The following is a 19,298-nucleotide window of genomic DNA, read 5'->3' on the forward strand; positions in this document are numbered from 1 at the left end:
GACTTGCAGACCTGCCGCACCGACCGTTCGCCGCTTCTGCCGCCTGTTCACGACCCCGTTGGCGACTTGTCAGACCTGCCGAACCAGCTAGAACGCTGGGCCTTCACCGCAGAGCATTCCGGCAGTGCCGCCCCCGAAAGCGCCGCGCATCTGCGCGCCTGCCTGGCCCGTGCCCAGGCCCATGGTGGGTGGCGCTGGCCGACCAGACCGGTGGTGTTCCTCTCCGATACTCATGCCGATGCCGAGGGCTTTCTGCGATCACTTGCCGCCGCAGGGCTGATCCGGCGAGACCGGCGCGAAGCGGGGGGCTTCGGCCTGACAGAGTTCGGGCAGAGCGCCACGATCTTGATCGGCGGGGATTGCCTCGACAAAGGGCCGAGCGATCTGGATATGCTGGATGCGCTGGGGCGGCTGATGGCCAAGGGCCCTGATCTGCGCATTCTCGCTGGCAACCATGACCTGCGCCTCCGGCTCGCGGTGGGGGCCTTGCGCACGCCACCGACCGCCCTGACTGAACATCTCCTGGTGCGGATGGGGCGCAAGATCATCCCGCTTCTGCGTGAAATCCATGATCGATACGTGACCGATGCCGATCTGGCCGCGCTACCGGATGAAGCCGCTTGCCGCGCGCGGCTGCATCCACGCCCCGACTGGGCGGAGCGTTTCTCGACCGAGGCTTTGGCGCATCTGAATTCCGCCGCCGTCGCGCGCGAGGTGGTAAAACTTGAAAAGAAGGCCGCGCAATTCGACCGCGAAGTGGCACAGGCGGGCATGACCGCGCGTATGGTCCTGGCGGCCGCGCTCAAGTGTCACGATGTGTTCTTTGCGCCAGATGGCGACTACGCGTGGTTCTACGAGTCGATGGATGTCGTCTGCCAACTGGGCTCACTGCTGTTTGTGCACGCGGGGTTGGACGACAGCATGTGCGCGTTGCTGGCAGAGGGCGGAGCAGGCGCAGTCAACGCACGCTACCGCGCGGAACAGGGGGCGCATCCTTTTGCGTTTTACTTCGGTCCCCTCGCGAACCTTGTGCGGACCAAATATCGCAGCTCCGACGCCGCGCTGACGGACCAGGGGGTGGCGATGCTGCACGAACTTGGTATCCACATGGTGGTCCAGGGCCATGTCAACAACCAGAGCGGTCAGCGCCTTCTGACCAAGCAGGGCCTGTTGCATCTTGAAGGGGACGTGACCCTTGATCGGGCGTCGCGCCGATCCGAGGGCTTGCCCGGGATCGGGGCAGGGGCGACCTTGATCTTTCCCAGTGGCGATGTCATCGGTCTGAGCAGGGACTATCCGCGGGCCAAGCATTTTGCACCGGAGCGACAGTTTCTTTCGCGCTAGCGCTGCGCGGACGTCGGGACACAACAGGGCAGGCACCAATGGCCAAGGACGAAAAGACACGCGACGACGCCCGCTTTCGCCATGATTCCCTGCAGGATCGCAAAACGATCAAGACCCTGATCGACGCGATCAGCAAAGGGTTGGCAAAAGGCGAGCTGAGCCTCAGTGATGAGGATGGCGAGATCGTGTTGACGCCGGAAGGCCTGTTGACGCTGCGCATCCGGGCAGAGCGCAACGACGGGCACTGCAAGGTTGATTTCCGCGTCAGCTGGACAGAGCGGGATGCCGACCTGCAGGAAAAGAGCGCGCCCAAGGTGAAGTCCCGAGGCTAGGCGCCCCCCCGGTCGACCTGATTACCGGCCCGGCCGATGTCCGGCGTGCGATCAGTTGTGCGATTGCTGGTCCGGATGCGCGGCGGCAAAGGCTGGATGATCCGCGCAGGTGGCCTCGATCCGCTTCAGGCGAGGGAAGGGGCTGAGATCGACCTCCCAGCGCCGCGCATTATAAAGCTGCGGCATCAGGCAGATGTCAGCCAGCCCGGGGCGATCACCGGTGCAATAGGGAGCCTCATCCCAGCGATTGAGCAGCCCATCAAATGCGGCAAGCCCGGGACCAATAAACTGGCGCATCCAGTCGCCCATCTGCAAGTTGCCGCCGCTTTGCGCAACGCCGAAACGGGCAACAGAGAGGTTGCAGACCGGATGCAGATCGACCGCGATTGACTGTGCCAACGCCTCGACATGGGCGCGCTCGGACGGGGCGTTGGGCAACAAGCCAAGGTCGCGGGTTGTGTTCAGGTAGGTGAGACAGGCCAGCGACTGCGTAAACCGATGCCCGTCGATTTCCAGCACCGGCACAAACCCCTGAGGATTAAGCGCCAGATGATCCGGGGACCGCTGATCGCCCGCCACCAGATCAACGACGCGGCTCTCATAAGCGATCCCTGCAAGGTTCAGCGCGATGCGCAGACGGTAGCTGGCCGAGGAGCGCCAGTAATCATAAAGCACCGCCTCAGTCATCGCGCAGCCCTCGTTTGGCCTCTGTTAGAGCCTGTTTCAGAACCTGTGGGTCGCCAATGTGGTTGGCCAGAAGCAGGATCAAGCGGGCATTCAGCGCATCACTTTGGGCCTTGGTCAGCCCCTCATGCGCAGCCAGCAGCAGAGCGTAACTGTCATCAGGTTTTGCAAGGTTCGGGGTCAGGGTCAGAGCATCGGTCATATGGGTCACTCCTTACCGATGGCGCGGCGCAGGGCGGCGCGGAAATGGGGCGCGTCAAAGCGGTCCATCCGGGTGGCGACATGCTGATCCGGGCGGATCAGATAAACGGCGGATGCGGCGTCACCCAAGTAACGCTCGGCCAATGCCGTGTGGGTTTCGGTGGTGAGCGCCAAAGACGAGACGGCCACGCCGGCCTCCTCGAACCCGTCGGGCAGCTCTGCGTTGATCGAAAGCAAGGTGAACCCGCCGCCGAGCTGCGCCAGCAGGTAGCCTGCGTCCAGCGGCACATCGGGGCAGGGCGCACCGGGACGGGTGCGGGCAGGGCCACCGGGCAGCTGATCGGCAGAATTGAGCCGGGAGCCGTCATAGACAGAGGGCACCGAGAGGCGGCCCGAGTTCACCAGCGGGCGGGCAAAGCCGTGATGTTCGGAGAGATCCAGCACCGCATCGCGGAAGATGCGCGACATCTCTGATTTGGGCGTAATGAAGTCGGTTGAGCGGGAAGAGTTGAGGATATTCTCATCCGCCGCCGCCAGCCGCTCGGCATCGTAGGTATCCAGGAGGCTCTGGTCCGCGATGCCGTCCAGCACCAGTTTCAGCTTCCAGATCAGATTGTCAGTGTCTTGCAGGCCGGAATTTGCCCCGCGTGCGCCGAAGGGCGAAACCTGATGCGCGCTATCTCCGGCAAAGATCACCCGACCGTGGCGAAATTTTTCCATCCGGCGGCACTGGAACGTGTAGATGGAGACCCACTCCAGCTCGAACTGAACGTCGTCGCCCAGCATCGCCTTGAGGCGCGGGATCACGTTCTCGGGCTTTTTCTCGGCCTCTTTGTCGATGTCCCAGCCCAGTTGCAGGTCGATGCGCCAGACGCCATCGGGCTGTTTGTGCAGCAGCGCCGACTGACCCTTGTTGAAGGGCGGATCGAACCAGAACCAGCGTTCGGTCGGGAAATCCGCATCCATGACCACATCGGCAATAAGGAAGTTGTCTTCAAACACCCGGCCCACAAAGTCGAGCCCCATCTGCGCGCGAATGGGCGACCCCGCTCCGTCACAGGCGATGAGCCACTCGGTTTCCAGTGTGTAGGCCCCGTCCGGGGTCTCCACTGTCAGCGCGGCATAATCGCCGTGGTCCGAGACATCCGTGACGCGGTTCTTGCCGCGCATTTCAATCGGCGCGCCCTCGGCTTGCAGGGCGCGGACGCGGTCAACGAGATATTCCTCGATGTAGTATTGTTGCAGGTTCACAAAGGCCGGAAACTGGTGGCCATCTTCGGGCAGAAGGTTGAAGTCATAGACCTTGCGATCGCCGAAAAACACCTTGCCGACGTTCCATTCCTCTCCCTTGCCCGCCATGGCATGGCCAACACCAAGGCGGTCCGCGATTTCCAGCGTGCGTTTGGCAAAACAGATCGCACGAGAGCCGAAGCTCACCTTGTCATTGTCGTCCAGTACCACGACCGGAACGCCGGATTGTGCAAGGTCAATGGCGGCGGCAAGGCCCACGGGACCTGCCCCCACCACAACCACCTTGTGGCGCGCAGGCGGATGCGCGTCCTGATCCGCATGGCGCGTATATGGGTATAGCGGCACCTCGAAAATCTTGTTCATCCGGTTTCCTCCCTCCGGGCAAGCAGGCACGGGTCCGGTCCCGCGACTTGGGGACCGGTGCAGGGGCGGACAAGGCCGCCGATGCGTTCAAAACAGGCTCTAAATCAGGCGTTAGAGCCGAAAATCAGGACTGCAGCGCCTCCCACATCTCCAGATCGCGCTGGGCGGTCCAGACGCGGGGGGTGTCGATGCCACGGGCCTCGTCATAGGCGCGGGCAACGTTGAACGGCAGGCAGTGTTCGTAGATCGCGTAGTCCTTGAACTTGGGATCACAGGCCTCGCGCACCGCGTCCCATGCTTCCTTGAGGGACCCACCACGGGCGGCAACCTTGGCGGCCGGGCGATAGGTGCTCTCGACAAAATCGCGGGTGTTTTCAATGGCGGTGTTGACCATGTCCTTGCCGACCAGCGCGTCGCCACGACCGGGGGCGATGGCGTCCACATCATAGGCTTTGATATTGTCGAGGGTGTTGCCCCAGTCGCCAAAATGCCCGTCGCCGCAGTAGCAGGCGGAGTGGTATTCGACGATATCACCGGTGAACATGACGTTCTGGTCCGGCACATGGATCACCGCATCCCCTGCGGTATGGGCGCGGCCCAGATGTTTGATGTCGATGCGGCGATTGCCGAGGTAGACGGTCATACTGTCCGAGAATGTTGTGGTCGGCCAGGTGAGGCCGGGGATGCTTTCATGGCCCTCGAACAGGCGCGGGAAGCGCTGGAATTCGCTGTCCCAGTCCTCCTGACCGCGTTCGACGACCATGGCGCGTGCGGTGTCGGACATGATGATGTTCTGGGCACCAAAGGCCGAGGCCCCCAGCACACGCACCGCGTGGTAGTGGGTGAGCACCACATGGCTGATCGGTTTGTCGGTCACGGAGCGCACACATTCGATCACCTTGTTGGCCAGACGCGGGGTTGCCTGCGCCTCGACGATCATCACCGAGTCATCCCCGATGATGACGCCCGAATTCGGGTCGCCCTCGGCGGTGAAGGCATAAAGTCCCTCGCCCACTTCGGTGAAGGAAATTGTCTTTTCGCTCATGTCGCCTTGGGATGCGAATGCCTTGGCCATGGTTGCGTATCCTTTTTGTCTGTTCCGCCGGAGGTCAGGTTGGGATGCCTCCGGCGGAGGTATTTATGAAAAGATGAAGGCGTCAGCGTGCGAAAGGATCGCTAAGCGCGGGCAAGACCGTGCCGGTGCAGTCGCCAAACCCGATGGTGTAGCCATCGCCTTTGGCCGCGCCCTTCAGCGTGAGCGTGTCGCCATCCTCGATAAAGCTGCGGGTGTCGCCCGAGGGCAGCGTGAGTGGCTCCTTGCCACCCCAGCTGAGTTCAAGGAGCGAGCCACGTTCGTCCTTGTTCGGGCCTGATATGGTGCCGGATCCCAGCAGATCGCCCGCGTTCATCGGACAGCCCGAGGTGGTGTGATGCGCCAATTGCTGCGCGGCGGAATAGTACATTTCCTTGTAGTTGGTGCGTGCGATGGTGGCCTCTTCGCCCCCCTCAGGACGCAGGCTCACGGCAAGGTCGATGTCATAGAGCATCGGGCCGCAGTCCTTCAGGTGATCCAGAAGCTCTACTTCGCGTGCAGGTGTGTCGCAGCGGAAAGGCTCTAACGCGGCTTTGGTGACGATCCACGGGCTGATGGTGGTGGCAGTCGCTTTGGCCTGAAAAGGGCCGAGCGGCTGGTATTCCCAAGCCTGAATATCGCGGGCCGACCAGTCGTTCAGCAGCACATACCCAAAGATATGATCATCCGCTTCCTGCACCGTGATCGGCCCATCCGATGGCGTGCCAACAATAGCGCCCATTTCCAGCTCGATATCAAATCGTGCGCAAGGCGCCCAACGGGGCGCGTCATCATTTGGCCCCTTGAGCTGGCCCCAAGGACGCCGCACATCGGTGCCGGACACCACGACAGAGGACGCACGACCGTTGTACCCGATCGGGATGTGCAGCCAGTTTGGCGGCAGCGCGTTCTCCGCGCCACGGAACATGGTGCCGACATTGGTGGCGTGGTGACGCCCGGCATAGAAATCGGTGTATTCCGACACCATAAAGGGCATGTGCATCTCGGCATCGACCATCGGCACAAGGCAGGCTTCGACTTTCTTTTGCTCTTCTGCGCCCTCTTGCAAAAGCGCGATCAGGCGATTGCGAAGCGTGGCCCAGACCGCAGGGCCTTCTTCCATAAACTCGTTCCAGAAGGGCAACTCGAACAGCGCTTCCTCGCCCATATCAACCAGTCCAGCCGCTTCTGCCGCCTGCAGGTCGAGGATCATGTCACCAATCGCCACGCCACAGCGCGGATCGCTGTCGGTGGTCGAAAACACACCATAGGGAAGGTTATTCAGCGGAAAAGGGTGGTCAGCGGAATTGGCCGACGTCACCCAGGATTTTTTCAAAGGCATGCGCGTTCCTTTTTGGTGGTGAGGGCTCTGTCGGCCCTCCTTCAGCTTTTTACAAATATCTCGGGGGTGAATGCGGCCCCAATTGGGGGCCGCAGAGGGGGCAGCGCCCCCGCCCCTTACTTCTTACCGGGTGTTCCGTCGAATTTCTTTTCCAGATCGCTCCAGCAGTCGATGTATTCATCCTGAAGCGGGGCCTCATTGGCGGCAAACTCCGTCAGATGCTGAGGGAAGCGGGTTTCAAACATGAAGGACATGGTGTTCTCCAGCTTCTCCGGCCCGAGGTTTGAATTCGACGCGCCCTCAAAGGCCTCCCGGTCGGGACCATGCGGCAGCATCATGTTGTGAAGGCTTACACCACCGGGGACAAAACCCTGCGGCTTGGCATCATACTGGCCGTAGATGTTGCCCATCAGCTCCGACATGATGTTCTTATGATACCACGGTGGGCGGAAGGTGTTCTCGGCCACCATCCAGCGTTCGCGAAACAGCACAAAATCGATATTGGCGGTTCCCGGCTGACCGGAGGGCGCGGTCAGCACGGTAAAGATCGACGGGTCAGGGTGGTCAAACAGGATCGCGCCCACCGGGCAATAGGTGCGCAGATCGTATTTATAGGGCGCGTAGTTACCGTGCCAGGCCACCACATCCAGCGGGCTCTGGCCGATCTTGGTCTCATGGAATTGGCCACACCATTTCACGGTCAGCGTCGAGGGCACTTCACGGTCCTCATATGCGGCCACCGGTGCCTTGAAATCCCGCGGGTTGGCCATGCAGTTTGCACCGATCGGACCACGGCCGGGCAGATCGAATTTCTGACCGTAGTTTTCGCAGACAAAGCCGCGAGCCGGGCCATCCAGCACTTCGACACGGTACACCAGACCACGCGGGAGGATGGCGATCTCCTTGGGCTCGATGTCGATGATTCCGAGTTCGGTGGCAAAGCGCAGGCGGCCTTCTTGCGGGACCACCAGAAGCTCCGAGTCGGCAGAGAAGAAATATTCATCCTTCATCGACTCGGTCACAAGGTAGATATGGGTCGCCATGCCGACCTGGGTGTTCACATCCCCCGCCGTCGTCATGGTGCGCATCCCCGTGAGCCAGGTCAGCCCCTGATCCGAATGCGGCACCGGGTCCCAGCGGTATTGGCCGAGCGAAATCACATCCTCTGGAATATGCGGCGCGCTCTTCCAGTAAGGCAGGTCGATTTTCTCGTAGCGGTGCGAATGCTTCACGCTGGGGCGAATGCGATAGCACCAGGTACGTTCGGGGCGTTCCGCCGTAAAGGCGGTGCCGGAGAGCTGCTCGCCATAGAGCCCATATTCGCATTTCTGGGGGCTGTTCATGCCTTGGGGCAGGGCGCCGGGCAGGGCTTCGGTTTCAAAATCATTCCCAAATCCGGGCATGTAACCCTCATGGGTGCCCTGATTGGACGGGGCTTGAATCATCTGGTCAGGCAAAGCGTGACGGGTCATTTTAGCCAACCTCCTCTTGCATTTCCCTCTCGGTAATAGTTGATTTTGTAACTAACAAGAGATGCGGAGCGCGGGTATGGACAAAAATGATGATTTTATAGTGCAGGATTTCCTGCCGTTTCTCCTGAATCGGGCGGCGGAGGATTCCTCGCTGGAGTTCCAAAAGCTCTACAAAGGGCGCTACGGCATGCTGCGCACCGAATGGCGGGTGCTGTTCCATCTCGGCATGTACAATCGCATGACCGCGCGGGACATCAGTCAAAGGGCCAAGATCCACAAGACAAAGATCAGCCGCGCCGTTGCAAAATTGGCGGAACGCCGCTGGGTCAGTCGCAGCCGGGATGAGTCAGATCGCCGGGCAGAGCACCTTGAGTTGACGGCGGCGGGGCGTGGCGTCTACGACGATCTGCGTAAGCAGGCGCGGGCGTATGACCAGAAACTGACCAAGGGGTTTTCGGCTGGCGATGTGGCGCTCTTGCGCCGTATGTTACGGCAGTTGGCCAGCATGGAATGCCCGGTCGATCTTGAGACATGACCCACCATGAGGAGGATGGGGCAATTCACGCCGCCACCGAAGATCTAAAGAACTGGCTCACCCGTCAGGGGCTTAAATCCCGTGGACGCGAAGAGCTGTTGCGCGCCTTTTGCGAACGACTGGTCAACCACGGGGTACCTCTGTTGCGGATGCAGCTGGCACAGCGCGCGCTGCACCCTGAGTTTGGCGGCATTGGTTTTACCTGGACCCGCAAGGATGGGATGAACGCCGAGTATTTTGGCCGCGTCGATCACAAAGAACCGCATCATGAGTGGCTACAAAGCCCGTTTCATGCGCTTCTCACCTCGGGCGAGGCTGAGATGCACAGTGTCTTCAGCGCGCAGGATGTGTCGCGTTTTCCGATATTTGCCCGCCTCAAGGCGATGGGCGCAACGAGTTACTTTGCTCATTGGCAGCCGTTGGGGCCTGCAAGCGAGACCGCCTATGAGCCTGAACGCCCGGATGCCGAGGGCCTCGTGGTGTCCTGGAGTTTTGACGGCGCGCCCGAGGATGCCGCGCCCTATCTAAACATCATTCGGGGGGTCTTTGACACGCTGGCGCTTGTACTCGCAGGCGCGGGGAACCGCGAAATGGGGCGTGCGCTGTTGCAGGTCTATCTGGGCCGGGATGCTGGCGCGCGCGTCCTGTCCGGGGAAATCGCGCGCGGGTCGTCTCAGCATATCGATGCGGTGATCTGCCTGTTCGACTTGCGCGGCTTTACGGCGCTCTCTGAGGCTCTGCCGGGCGAGGCGATGGTCGATTTGCTGAACGACTATTTTGGCCATGTGGTGGAGCTGATCCAGTCGCATGGCGGCAATATCCTGAAGTTCATGGGCGATGCGGTCATGGCGATGTTCAACCTTGGCACGCTTCAGGAGGATGCGCAGGCCGCATTGCGCGCCGTCGCGGAACTGGGGCCACGGATGAAAGCGGTCAATGCCGCCCGCGCCGCGGAAGGTCTGCCGCTGGCCGAATATACTATGGCCCTGCATGCGGGTGAGATCCTCTATGGCAATATCGGCGCGCCCAATCGGCTGGATTTCACCGTGATCGGCCCAGCCGTGAACCTGACGGCGCGGATTGCGGACATGCATCGCACGGTGGAGCGCTCGATCATCCTCTCGGAAGACGTGCGCAATGCGGCAGGGCGTGACGGAGAGGGTCTGATCTCGGTCGGACGCTACATGTTGCGTGGGGTGGCAGAGCCGGTGGAGCTATTTACGCTGTATCAACCGGAGGTGTGAGGCGCCAACCAAGCCCCCGGACATCGTTGCAGGATCCCAATCACTCTGTTGGTCGAAGGGGTTTCCACCCGTGACCGGGTGGACCCGCGCGCGCCGGGCCAAAGGCCCGGCGCGCGCCCTTCGCCGATCCCGATCTGGCACACCGAAGGTGGGTCAGGGCAGGGGGCGGAACCCCTTGGCGACCTTACGCAGACCGTTAGGTCAGATGTCGATCTCGACTTCGGGCAGCTCCAGCGCCTTCATCATATCGCGCAGCTCCTGACGTGCGGCGATATTCGAGATGTTGAGCTGTTTGACGCCCACATCCTTCAGATCCAGCAAGGTCAGGCCGCGCGGGAAGAGTTCACGGAAGATCACGCGCTCGGAAAAGCCCGGTGCGACGCGAAAGCCGATCCGCTTGGAGAGCATATTGATCGCGCGCTCCATCTTTTCCTTGTTGACCATGCGCTGGGTACCGACCCGGTTGCGGATCACGATCCAGTCGATGGGGGGTAAACCTGCCTGCGCGCGCAACTGACGTGCGTTCCAGACCATTTCGGAGTAAACCGAGGGGCCTTTGATCTTTTCGCCCTTCTCATCCGTATGCGCCAGCAGGTCGAAATCCACAAAACTGTCGTTGAGCGGCGTGATCAATGTGTCGGCCAGCGAATGCGCGACCTGGCTCAGCCGGGTGTGGGAGCCGGGGCAGTCAATGAGAATGAAGTCATACTCCGGCTCCAACTCCGAAACCGCTGCCGACAAGCGCAGGTCATAGATGTTTTCGCCCGGTTGCAAGGTGTCCGGATCGATCTCTGGCAGTTCGTGCAGGGCCACCATCGGCAGATCCATATTGGACGCGGCGATGAAGGCGAGACGGTTTTCCAGATACCGTCCGAGCGAACGCTGCCTGAGGTCGAGGTCCAGTCCCGCGACCTTGTACCCCATGCGCGCCAGTGTGGTGGCCACATGCATGGAGACAGTGGATTTCCCTGCGCCGCCCTTTTCGTTGCCGACGACAATGATATGCGCCATCTCACGGATCCCTTCAAATCTGCGCCGCTTGCGTGGCGGCGCCCTTTGCTTTTTCCGGGACTATAAGACCCAAGCGAATCAATGGAAAGCGGCCAAAACACCCAAGTTAGAGCCTATTGTCCTGAAGTAACGCCCACAGCGACAGCAGCTGGCACCCCGACGGCCCAAACACAAAACGCCGCCCCCGGAGGGACGGCGTTTGACAGGTGTATCCTTGTGGATAAACCGGTGGAAGGGTTGGCTCAGAAGCCCAGACCTTCGTATTTCTTCTTGAACTTGGACACGCGGCCGCCGGTGTCCATGAGGCGGGAGGAGCCGCCGGTCCACGCGGGGTGCGCGGAGGGGTCGATGTCCAGTGCCAGCTGATCGCCTTCGCTGCCCCAGGTGGAACGCATCTTGATGATGGTGCCGTCGGTCAGCTTGACGTCGATGAAGTGGTAGTCGGGATGGGTGTCTTTTTTCATGAGACCACTCCTTACGCTTTGGCTTTGTAGTTTGCGTCTTCTGCGATACGGGCGGATTTGCCGCGACGCGAGCGCAGGTAGTACAGCTTGGCGCGACGCACGCGACCGCGGCGCACGACCTCGATGTACTCGATATTGGTGGAGAACAGCGGGAACACACGTTCCACACCTTCGCCAAAGGAAATCTTGCGAACCGTGAAGGAGCCGGCGATACCGGAGCCGTTCTTGCGGCTGATGCAGACGCCCTCGTAGGCCTGCACACGGGTGCGGGTGCCTTCGGTCACCTTGTAGCCGACGCGGATGGTGTCACCGGCCTTGAAGTCGGGGATGGTTTTCCCCAGCGCAGCAATCTGCTCCGCTTCGAGTTGTGCGATCAGATCCATGATCGTCTCCTATGCTGCTCGTGGTTATATCCACGAAGGTCTTGTGATCCCCAGAGCTCCTGGTCTTCACCGGGTCCGCAAACGGCTCTCACCTGCTGCGCCCGCCAGAGATACGGTCTCGTTGCTTTTCGTCTCGATCCGCGTGCTGTATCGCCGCCGAAGAAGGGTGGCACAGGCAAAACGGAACAGGTCCGGACGACTCATGACGAGCCCCGGACGCGCGGTTGATAGGCCAGTTCGGGCCTGTTTGCAAGCCCGATACGGCGCCGTCCGCCGAGGGGTGTCCCCCTGCGGTGCAGGCATCAGACCTGTTTGGTCAGCGGTTTTTGCTGGCTGTGGATAACCAGCGCCCCGACTGCGCCCAGCAGGAGCACAACGGCAAGGGCCGCGAAGGTGCCGGGGTAGCCGCTGGCACGGACCAGCGGCAGGGTCAGGAACGGCGAAATGATCTGGCCGAGAAAGACCGAGGTGGTCATGACACCGGCAGCGCGCCCCCGGCGGCTGGCTGGTGCGGACTTCAGTGCAATCTCGTTGAAGTTTGGGGAGACGGTTGCAAAACCAAGGCCTACAAGCGTCGCGCCGACAAAGATCAGGGGCAGCCCGCCCGCCAGCGCCAGCGTCGCCATGCCGCTGCCCATCAGGCCGTAGCCGAGCATGAACAGCCGCGCATGACCAAGCCGGGGCTTGAGGACAGAATAGCGCGTCGCGGCGAATGCGCCGGCCAGCGTCAGCGCCCCCATCACGGCTCCCATCACCGCGGTGTTGTCGATGCCGTGGCTGGCGACGAAGAACGGGACCTGGGTCGGCATGGTGAAAAAGCACAAGGTCGTCAGCAGTTGCAGCGCGGCCATCGACCACAGCCCGGCGCCGAGCCCTGGCGCGCCACTGGCCGACCCACTCGCGAGTGTTTCGGCGGGGGAGGACGTCGGGCGCTTTGGTTCGGTGATGGCGACCCACAGCACCGGCAGGATCAGCAGCGCGATGCCGTGAATGGCGAAGGCATGCATGGGCGACATCAGCGCCAGAACGCCAGCGAGGGTGATCGAAACCAGACCACCGATGTTGCGCGCCGAGATCTGAAGGCCAAGCAAACGGCTCCGGGCCGCGCCATCGAAATAATCCGCGATGAGCGCTGTTTGAGCGGTCATGATCAGGGCAACCGCGACGCCAAGTGCCAGGCGGCTGGCAAGGATCGCTTCGAGGCTGTTCAGGAACATGCCCAGACATCCGGCCAGTGCGAACAGAAATACACCGCCCAGCAGGAGGATCCGTTTGCCAATCCGGTCGGCAAGGACGCCGGTCCAGCCAGCAATCAGCACCACGGCAACCGACGGCGCGGGCACCAGAAACCGGGTCAGAAGTGCGGCCTGCGGATGGTCTGCGAACCGGGCCTCCAGCCCCGGCAGGGCAGGGCTGATGGCGGCGTTGGCCATGGTGGTAAGGGTCGCCGCAAGCAAAAGCGCCACGGCGCGGCGATCAAGGGACGGGAGCGGAGAGAGAGATTGGGACACGAGGATCTCCTTGCCAAAGTTCGGGATTGAATGCAGGCTACGAATTCAAGTCAACTTGAGGTCAAGGATGAAATTGCTCGATATTGGCGAGGTTGCCGATCGCAGCGGTGTAAAGCCCTCGGCGCTGCGGTATTATGAGGAAAAGGGCCTGATCCAGTCCCTGTCCCGCAACGGGTTGCGGCGCCAATATGGGCCAGAGGTCCTGCAACAGCTGGCGCTGATCGCGCTTGGGAAACAGGGCGGGTTTGCGCTCGACGAGATTGCGGCGATGTTCGGAGCAAAGGGCCAGCCGGAGCTGCCACGGGATGAACTGCACAGCCGCGCCGATGATATGCTGCGACAGGCAAAACAGATGGAGGCGCTGGCGCAGATGATGCGCCATGTCGCGGAATGCCCGGAGCCCAACCACCTGGAATGTGCCCGGTTCCAGCAGATGCTGCGGGTGGCCATCCGCGCCCAACAGCGCGAGGCCCGGGCGTCGCGGTCTGCGCGCATGCGGCAGGACAGCTGAGCCGCAGTCCGGCTGCGGCCCGCCAAGGATAAGGGGATCAGGTCAGATCTTCGATCCGGGCTTCGGGCGCATTGTTCTTCACCGACTCGATGCCATTGTCGCGACCCGAGGCGCTGGCATAGCTTTGCGAGGTGCCGATCACCTGGCCGTTGCTGGCCTTCAGGTTGAACATATGCTTGCCGGCAGCGGTTTCCTTGCGCTCGTAGCGGCCATCGTCACCGGCGTTGCTCTTGACGGATGCGATGCCGTTCTCGGCGCTGGCCTTTTGCTTGTAGCCTTCGCTTGCCAGAATGTTCTCGCCATTGCCGGCCTTCAGGCGAAAGCGGTATTCGCCGGCGTTGTCGGTATAGAGTTCAAATTTCCCAGCCACCCTGTGGTCTCCTATTCCTGAGTGAATAGAAGGGACTAAAGCACGGCTTTTGGTGTTCGGCAACGTTGCAGGCGGCGGTTCAGTCCTTCGGGTCGGCCTTGCGGGTATAGGCGTCCCACAGATCCGGGCGGCGTTCGCGGGTGATTTGTTCGCTCATCTCCCGCCGCCATTGCGCGATTTTGCCGTGATGACCGGACATCAGAACATCGGGAATGGCGCGTCCGTTCCATTCCGCGGGGCGGGTGTACTGCGGGTGTTCGAGGAGACCGGAGGAAAAGCTCTCTTCCTCGGTGGAGGCCTGGTTGCCCAGGACGCCGGGGATCAGTCGGACGGTGGCATCGATCAGCGCCTGAGCGGCCAACTCCCCGCCCGTCATCACAAAATCCCCCAGCGAAACCTCCATGATGCCATAGTGTTCCAGAACACGTTCGTCGACGCCTTCAAATCGGCCACAGAGCAGCGTCATACCATCGCAACGGGCGAGGTTCTGCATCATCTGCTGGTCCATCCGGCGACCGCGTGGCGACAGGTAGATCAGGGGCCAGTTGCCCCGGGTGCCCTGCATTGCGTGATCGATCGCGGCGCCCAGCACATCGGCGCGCAGCACCATGCCCGCACCGCCGCCTGCAGGCGTGTCGTCGACATTCTTGTGCTTGCCGATCCCGAACGGACGCAGGTCGATGGTCTCCAGTTGCCACAATCCCTGCTGGAGCGCCTTGCCGGTCAGGCTTTCACCGAGGACACCGGGAAATGCGCCGGGAAAGAGCGTCAGGATTTTGGCTTTCCACACACCAGCGAGATCCGGCGTGTCGCTCATCAACTCGCGCGGTTTCAGACTGGCGCCGATCGAAAGGCGCCCGTGGGATTTGATTGGCTTGCTCATGAGAAGCTGTTTAGTTGAAACAACCCGAACCGCAACCGAAAGCTGCGATGTCCGATGACGAATGAAATCCCGAACCGGTTGCCGCTCTACCATCGGGATGCCGCTGTGGCGGAGGCGGAGCGCCGTGCGGTCGCCCTGTGGCCGCGCATCGCCGAAGAAATGGGCTTGCCGGCCGAAGATACCGCCTTCAGCATGATGCTGGTGAACTCCTCAGGCCGGGATCAACGTGCGGTTTTGGGGGTGAGAACCACAACCGGGCAGCGATTTGTTCTGCGGGCGGAGTTTGCGACGGACAACGTCTCCGCGCATATGAAGCACCTTGAACGGCACCGGATGGCGGCACAGGCGCTGCGCGATGTCCCGGGGGTGAACGTACCGGCGCTGTTGTGGCAGGATGAGACGCGCCCCTATGCGCTGTTTGAGGTCGCACCCGGCGAGACCGCCCATCGAGAGCTGACCTTTGCGAGCTATGGCATTGCCGACCGCGCATCCTTGCTGCGCCGGATTGGTGGTGCGGTGGCTGCGCTGCATGACACCGGCACCCCGCAGGACCGGCGCTTCTGGCCGAGGGAATATCTGCGGGAGGTCGCGGCTTGTGCAACCCGCGTGCGGGCGGGGGACATCGCACTGCGCAAACCCAAGCGGTTTCTGGGGCTTTGCGCGATGCTGCACCGGTTCGCCAATCGCGCGCGCGGAGAGGCCTATCGCGCCGTTGCGCTGCACGGGGATCTTCACTTCAGGAATATTCTGATGACGCAGGATCTGGTGTCTTTTATCGATTTCTCCGCCGCGGGAGCCGGCTGCAATCACATCGATCTCGTCAATCTCTGGCAGGCCAAGTTGCCGGAGAACCTGACGGAGCATGGTCAGCAGCGGGATTTCGGCTGCGTCGCGGCTGCGGACTGGCAGGCCTTCGAAAGCGGGTATGGCCAGGCTCTGACCGAGGATCCCGTCTTTCAGTTCATCTATCTTTATCGGCTCTACAAGGTGTGGAGAAAACTGCCCCCGCCGGGGGGTGAGATGGCGCAGTGGGAGCAGGAGGCCTTTGTGGGTACTCAGCGTGTGTTCTCATGGTTTCAGGCGCATCACCCGGGCTGAGCGCCTGACTGCCATACCGACCCAGCTGCCCTTTAAAACACGCCTTCCGGCGGGTCTGCGATGATGCGGCCCTGTGTCAGGTCAACCGTGGGCACCGCCGCCTTGGTAAAGGGCAAGAGCACCGTTGCCGAGAGCCCCGGGCTGTGGATCTCCAGGAGGTCATCGGCACCGTAGTTCTGCACTGCCTTCACGCGCCCCAGCGAAGCGCCCCCGGTATCAACAACTTCGAGGCCGATCAGGTCGGCGTGGTAGAATTCATCATCGGGCAGGGAGGGCAGCCGCGTCCGGGGCGCGAACAGCTGCACCCCCTTGAGCGCATCCGCCTCCTCTTTGGTGTCCACCCCCACAATGCGGGCGGCAAATCCGTTCTTTACGGCGCGGGTGATGGCCAGGCTGTAGCTGGTCTGGCCGTCCTCGCCCAGCAGGGGGGAGTAGTCCTCGATTTCTTGCGGATCGGCGCAAAAGCTCTTCAGCCGCACTTCGCCGCGCACGCCGAAAGAGCCAGCCAGCGCGCCTACGCAGATCAGATCGTTGCTGTCGTCGCTCATGTCACATCCGGCAAATCATGCCGGTCCCCGTTTCAGTTCTTGCCCAGTCACCGCCTTCGGCGGCACAGCGCTCGCGGGCGCCGCTGCGTTCATAAAGGACCCCGGCGCCAAAGGCGACAAGGGTAAAGATCAGCATCCGGATCAGTCCCATGGTCCGTTATCGCGTCTCGACCGGCAGGAGGTTGAAGCGGTCTTCCCAGCCTTCCTGCTCCAGTTCCGGCGTGTCGGACAGGCGTTCAGGATGGCCAATGCAGAAATATCCGATGAGACTCCAGCCCGCAGGGACATTCAGATCGCGCGCCATCTGGTCGGGGTCAAGGACCGAGACCCAGCCGAGGCCAAGCCCTTCTGCCCGCAAGGACAGCCAGAACAGGGTGATGGCCGTAACCACCGAATAGCGGCGCATTTCCGGCATGGTGCGCGCGCCGAGGCCGTGGCCTTTTTCGGTCTCGTCATCGCAGAAAAACGCGATCTGAACCGGGGCTTCGCGCATGCCGGAGAGTTTGAGGCGCGCATAGGTGGCGGCGCGGTCCTCGCTGTAATCCGCCAGCGCCTCGGCATTGGCGGCTTCGAAATTCTTCAGCGCTGCCGCACGTGCGGCCTCACTTTCGACGCGGATGATGCGCCAGGGTTCGCTGAGGCCCACGGAGGGGGCCAGCGAAACAGCAGAGAGGCAGCGCGTCAGCACTGCCTCGTCTACCGGATCGGTGCGGAAGCGCCGGACGTCCCGGCGCAACTTCATCAACAGATCGAGCTCGGCGCGGAACGCCTGCGGGAAACATCCCTTTGCATCCTGCACCGGGCCCGTCATGTGATTATTCCGCGTCTGCTGCGGCTTCGGCTGCTTCAGCTGCCTTGGCGGCTTTTTCTTCAGCGCGCTCCTGGGCTTTCTTGCCCGGGGTGCCTTTGTTGGGGTTGTTGCGGGTGGCTTTCTCGCGAACGCCTGCTGCTTCGAGCATACGTGCAACACGGTCGGTCGGCTGTGCGCCTTTGTCGAGCCAGGCCTGGACCTTCTCGATGTCCATTTTCACGCGCTCTTCGCTGTCTTTCGGCAGGAGCGGGTTGTAGGTGCCCAGCTTCTCGATGAAGCGGCCGTCGCGCGGCATGCGGGAATCCGCTGCAACGATACGGTAGAAGGGGCGCTTCTTGGAGCCGCCGCGGGCGAGACGAATTTTCATTGCCATGGTTTCATTCTCCTTTGATGGCGTTGAACGGGGTGTCCTGTGTTCAGGTCGCCCCCGCTTATTCCTGGTGTTTCTTGTGGTGGCGGATGACTTCATCGATGATGAAGTTCAAGAACGCCTTGGCGAATGCGGGGTCCAGATCGGCCTCCTTCGCCAAGTCTTCGAGCCGCGCGATCTGCGTTGCCTCACGCGAGGGATCGGACGGGGGAAGGTCGTGTGTCGCCTTGAGCTGGCCCACCGCCTGGGTGTGCTTGAAGCGTTCTCCCAGGGTATAGACAAGGATCGCATCAAGACGATCAATGCTCTCGCGATGCCCTTTCAGGATCTCCGCGGCGCGGGCGACAGGATCGGTCGTTGTTTCAGTCAATGGCCCATCCTTTCGGTTTGAACAGCGGGTCGGCGTAGTGGCCGATCTCCATCTCGATGCCATGTGCCAGCTGGCTGTCGCGCAGTTGCGCGGGGCCTGGGTGGCGATAGACCGCGTCGTTGCCGTCGATGGTCTGCGCGGCGTGGTCCTTTTTGGCACCCAGACGTTCCGCCAGGCGGATCGAGTCGAGGTTCTTGGGGTCAATATAGCTGACCGCGCCGTCCCATCCGGCTTGGGTGTAAAAGTAATCCCGCGCCGCATGGGTCGCTTCAAGGGCATAGCCCTTGCCGGATTTTTCCGGCCAGATGATCCAGGCGATCTCGCGCTCGGGCCAACCTGCGGGCTGCCAGCCGCCGGCCATGCCATAGGTCTCATCCGTCACCTTGTCGTGGATCATCCACATGCCAAAGCCGCGCACCTGCCAATGGCCGATCTCGGCGGCATAGAGCATCCACGCCTCGTAGGTGTTCAGTGGCCCGCCCATGAACCGCGCGCGGTAGGAGGTAAACGTGGCCTTGAAATTCGGATAATCCGAGGCCTCGGGGCCGCGCAGGATCAGACGTCTGGTTTCGATCACCGGAATGGAGGAGGTGCTCATGCATAGGCCTCCAGTCCGGGGCCGGAACTGTCCGGTGCGTGGCGATAGACCAGGTCCATCGGATCATAGGTGCGCGCATCCGGGTCGTGCACGGCGCCCATGCGTTCGGCCAGGGCGATCGAGCGCAGGTTCTTGCGGTCGATGTAGCTGACCAGGGTCGAGACCTCGAGGATCTCAAAGGCATAATCGCGCATCGCCGAGGCCGCCTCGAAGGCGTAGCTTGCCCCCTCGAAACCGGAAAACACGATCCAGCCCAGTTCCAGTTCCGGAAAATGCGGTGGTTGGCTGATGCAGACCTGGCCGGCCAGCTGGCCGTCCTTGGTTTCGATCGCGAGGCCACCCCAGCCGAAGAACTCCCACGACCCCACTTCGGCCAGAAGCCCCGTCCAAAGCTGCGAGGGGCTGCCGGGCGCGTCCATGTATTTCGACCGGTCGCTCTGATAGAATGCCCAGAAGGCATCCAAGTCTGCGGCCTCATGCGGGCGCAGGACCAGGCGGTCGGTTTCTATGGTGGGCGCGGAGGTCATCTG

25 protein-coding genes are annotated in these 19,298 nt (G+C 62.0%); 6 read left to right on the forward strand and 19 right to left on the reverse strand.

Annotation, left to right across the window (positions count from 1 at the left end):
* The first annotated feature begins 3 nt into the window (after nt 1-3).
* Nucleotides 4-1,344, forward strand: coding sequence for a metallophosphoesterase (locus MHM88_RS13230; RefSeq protein WP_239365862.1), 1,341 nt, complete (start codon nt 4-6; stop codon nt 1,342-1,344).
* 38 nt (nt 1,345-1,382) lie between these two features.
* The gene (locus MHM88_RS13235) at nt 1,383-1,676 is read left to right on the forward strand and encodes an amphi-Trp domain-containing protein (RefSeq protein ID WP_239322557.1); all 294 of its coding nucleotides are present in this window, start codon (nt 1,383-1,385) and stop codon (nt 1,674-1,676) included.
* A 51-nt stretch (nt 1,677-1,727) separates the two neighbouring features.
* Here the strand turns inward: MHM88_RS13235 and maiA are convergent, their stop codons facing one another.
* The 6 genes from maiA to hmgA all read right to left on the reverse strand — a co-directional run bounded on the left by maiA (nt 1,728) and on the right by hmgA (nt 8,061).
* A complete protein-coding gene (gene maiA, locus MHM88_RS13240) occupies nt 1,728-2,363 on the reverse strand; it encodes a maleylacetoacetate isomerase (protein ID WP_239365865.1) in 636 nt (211 codons plus the stop codon).
* A complete protein-coding gene (locus MHM88_RS13245) occupies nt 2,356-2,562 on the reverse strand; it encodes a DUF2783 domain-containing protein (protein ID WP_005631765.1) in 207 nt (68 codons plus the stop codon). Before MHM88_RS13245 ends, maiA begins: the two co-directional genes overlap by 8 nt.
* Nucleotides 2,563-2,567: 5 nt before the next feature.
* Nucleotides 2,568-4,175, reverse strand: coding sequence for an FAD-dependent oxidoreductase (locus MHM88_RS13250; RefSeq protein ID WP_239365868.1), 1,608 nt, complete (start codon nt 4,173-4,175; stop codon nt 2,568-2,570).
* A gap of 124 nt (nt 4,176-4,299) precedes the next feature.
* Nucleotides 4,300-5,250 (reverse strand): MBL fold metallo-hydrolase, encoded by a 951-nt coding sequence (locus MHM88_RS13255; protein WP_239365878.1) that lies wholly within the window; start codon nt 5,248-5,250, stop codon nt 4,300-4,302.
* Between the two features lie 82 nt (nt 5,251-5,332).
* Nucleotides 5,333-6,589, reverse strand: a complete 1,257-nt coding sequence (fahA, locus tag MHM88_RS13260) for a fumarylacetoacetase (protein ID WP_239365880.1) — start codon at nt 6,587-6,589, stop codon at nt 5,333-5,335.
* A 116-nt stretch (nt 6,590-6,705) separates the two neighbouring features.
* Nucleotides 6,706-8,061: a homogentisate 1,2-dioxygenase gene (hmgA, locus tag MHM88_RS13265; protein ID WP_110362748.1), complete on the reverse strand. Its 1,356-nt coding sequence runs from the start codon at nt 8,059-8,061 to the stop codon at nt 6,706-6,708.
* Nucleotides 8,062-8,137: 76 nt separating this feature from the next.
* Here hmgA and MHM88_RS13270 point away from each other — a divergent pair, with 76 nt between their 5' ends.
* Both MHM88_RS13270 and MHM88_RS13275 read left to right on the forward strand, forming a co-directional pair.
* Nucleotides 8,138-8,596, forward strand: a complete 459-nt coding sequence (locus tag MHM88_RS13270; RefSeq protein ID WP_009178138.1) for a MarR family winged helix-turn-helix transcriptional regulator — start codon at nt 8,138-8,140, stop codon at nt 8,594-8,596.
* Complete coding sequence (locus MHM88_RS13275; protein WP_239365883.1) at nt 8,593-9,840, forward strand: adenylate/guanylate cyclase domain-containing protein; 1,248 nt, start codon at nt 8,593-8,595, stop codon at nt 9,838-9,840. The genes MHM88_RS13270 and MHM88_RS13275 overlap by 4 nt, the downstream gene beginning before the upstream one ends.
* Before the next feature lie 201 nt (nt 9,841-10,041).
* Here the strand turns inward: MHM88_RS13275 and MHM88_RS13280 are convergent, their stop codons facing one another.
* From MHM88_RS13280 to MHM88_RS13295, 4 genes are all read right to left on the reverse strand, one after another.
* Nucleotides 10,042-10,851, reverse strand: a complete 810-nt coding sequence (locus MHM88_RS13280; protein ID WP_239322561.1) for a division plane positioning ATPase MipZ — start codon at nt 10,849-10,851, stop codon at nt 10,042-10,044.
* A 242-nt stretch (nt 10,852-11,093) separates the two neighbouring features.
* A complete protein-coding gene (rpmE, locus tag MHM88_RS13285) occupies nt 11,094-11,315 on the reverse strand; it encodes a 50S ribosomal protein L31 (RefSeq protein WP_239322562.1) in 222 nt (73 codons plus the stop codon).
* A gap of 11 nt (nt 11,316-11,326) precedes the next feature.
* The gene (gene rplS, locus MHM88_RS13290) at nt 11,327-11,698 is read right to left on the reverse strand and encodes a 50S ribosomal protein L19 (protein WP_239322563.1); all 372 of its coding nucleotides are present in this window, start codon (nt 11,696-11,698) and stop codon (nt 11,327-11,329) included.
* A gap of 302 nt (nt 11,699-12,000) precedes the next feature.
* Entirely contained in the window at nt 12,001-13,209 is a 1,209-nt protein-coding gene (locus MHM88_RS13295; RefSeq protein ID WP_239365886.1) for an MFS transporter, read from the reverse strand.
* 67 nt (nt 13,210-13,276) lie between these two features.
* On the opposite strand from MHM88_RS13295, the gene MHM88_RS13300 reads away from it, so the two are divergent.
* Nucleotides 13,277-13,720: a helix-turn-helix domain-containing protein gene (locus MHM88_RS13300; protein ID WP_239365890.1), complete on the forward strand. Its 444-nt coding sequence runs from the start codon at nt 13,277-13,279 to the stop codon at nt 13,718-13,720.
* 37 nt (nt 13,721-13,757) lie between these two features.
* Here the strand turns inward: MHM88_RS13300 and MHM88_RS13305 are convergent, their stop codons facing one another.
* On the reverse strand, nt 13,758-14,090 hold the full coding sequence (locus tag MHM88_RS13305; RefSeq protein WP_239365893.1) for a YegP family protein: 333 nt from the start codon (nt 14,088-14,090) through the stop codon (nt 13,758-13,760).
* Between the two features lie 79 nt (nt 14,091-14,169).
* Nucleotides 14,170-14,973 carry a tRNA (guanosine(37)-N1)-methyltransferase TrmD gene (trmD, locus tag MHM88_RS13310; RefSeq protein ID WP_239365906.1) on the reverse strand — a complete coding sequence of 268 codons (804 nt, stop codon included), beginning with the start codon at nt 14,971-14,973 and terminating at the stop codon, nt 14,170-14,172.
* Nucleotides 14,974-15,027: 54 nt separating this feature from the next.
* Between trmD and MHM88_RS13315 the strand changes: the two genes are divergently transcribed.
* Nucleotides 15,028-16,071: an aminoglycoside phosphotransferase family protein gene (locus tag MHM88_RS13315; protein ID WP_239365909.1), complete on the forward strand. Its 1,044-nt coding sequence runs from the start codon at nt 15,028-15,030 to the stop codon at nt 16,069-16,071.
* Nucleotides 16,072-16,103: 32 nt separating this feature from the next.
* Here the strand turns inward: MHM88_RS13315 and rimM are convergent, their stop codons facing one another.
* Genes rimM through MHM88_RS13345 form a run of 7 tightly spaced genes read right to left on the reverse strand, consistent with a single transcriptional unit; the run spans nt 16,104 to nt 19,295 of the window.
* Nucleotides 16,104-16,619, reverse strand: coding sequence for a ribosome maturation factor RimM (gene rimM, locus MHM88_RS13320; protein WP_239365919.1), 516 nt, complete (start codon nt 16,617-16,619; stop codon nt 16,104-16,106).
* Between the two features lies 1 nt (nt 16,620).
* Complete coding sequence (locus MHM88_RS23130; RefSeq protein WP_255734637.1) at nt 16,621-16,755, reverse strand: hypothetical protein; 135 nt, start codon at nt 16,753-16,755, stop codon at nt 16,621-16,623.
* A 21-nt stretch (nt 16,756-16,776) separates the two neighbouring features.
* The gene (gene bluB / locus MHM88_RS13325; RefSeq protein ID WP_239365929.1) at nt 16,777-17,430 is read right to left on the reverse strand and encodes a 5,6-dimethylbenzimidazole synthase; all 654 of its coding nucleotides are present in this window, start codon (nt 17,428-17,430) and stop codon (nt 16,777-16,779) included.
* Nucleotides 17,431-17,434: 4 nt separating this feature from the next.
* Nucleotides 17,435-17,803, reverse strand: a complete 369-nt coding sequence (gene rpsP / locus MHM88_RS13330) for a 30S ribosomal protein S16 (RefSeq protein WP_239322572.1) — start codon at nt 17,801-17,803, stop codon at nt 17,435-17,437.
* A gap of 58 nt (nt 17,804-17,861) precedes the next feature.
* Nucleotides 17,862-18,170, reverse strand: coding sequence for a chorismate mutase (locus MHM88_RS13335; protein WP_239365931.1), 309 nt, complete (start codon nt 18,168-18,170; stop codon nt 17,862-17,864).
* Entirely contained in the window at nt 18,163-18,768 is a 606-nt protein-coding gene (locus MHM88_RS13340; protein ID WP_239322574.1) for a GNAT family N-acetyltransferase, read from the reverse strand. The genes MHM88_RS13335 and MHM88_RS13340 overlap by 8 nt, the downstream gene beginning before the upstream one ends.
* A complete protein-coding gene (locus MHM88_RS13345) occupies nt 18,765-19,295 on the reverse strand; it encodes a GNAT family N-acetyltransferase (RefSeq protein WP_239365934.1) in 531 nt (176 codons plus the stop codon). Before MHM88_RS13345 ends, MHM88_RS13340 begins: the two co-directional genes overlap by 4 nt.
* Nucleotides 19,296-19,298 lie beyond the last annotated feature (3 nt).

It is taken from the genome of Epibacterium sp. MM17-32 (genome assembly GCF_022348205.1).
Taxonomy (GTDB): domain Bacteria; phylum Pseudomonadota; class Alphaproteobacteria; order Rhodobacterales; family Rhodobacteraceae; genus Epibacterium.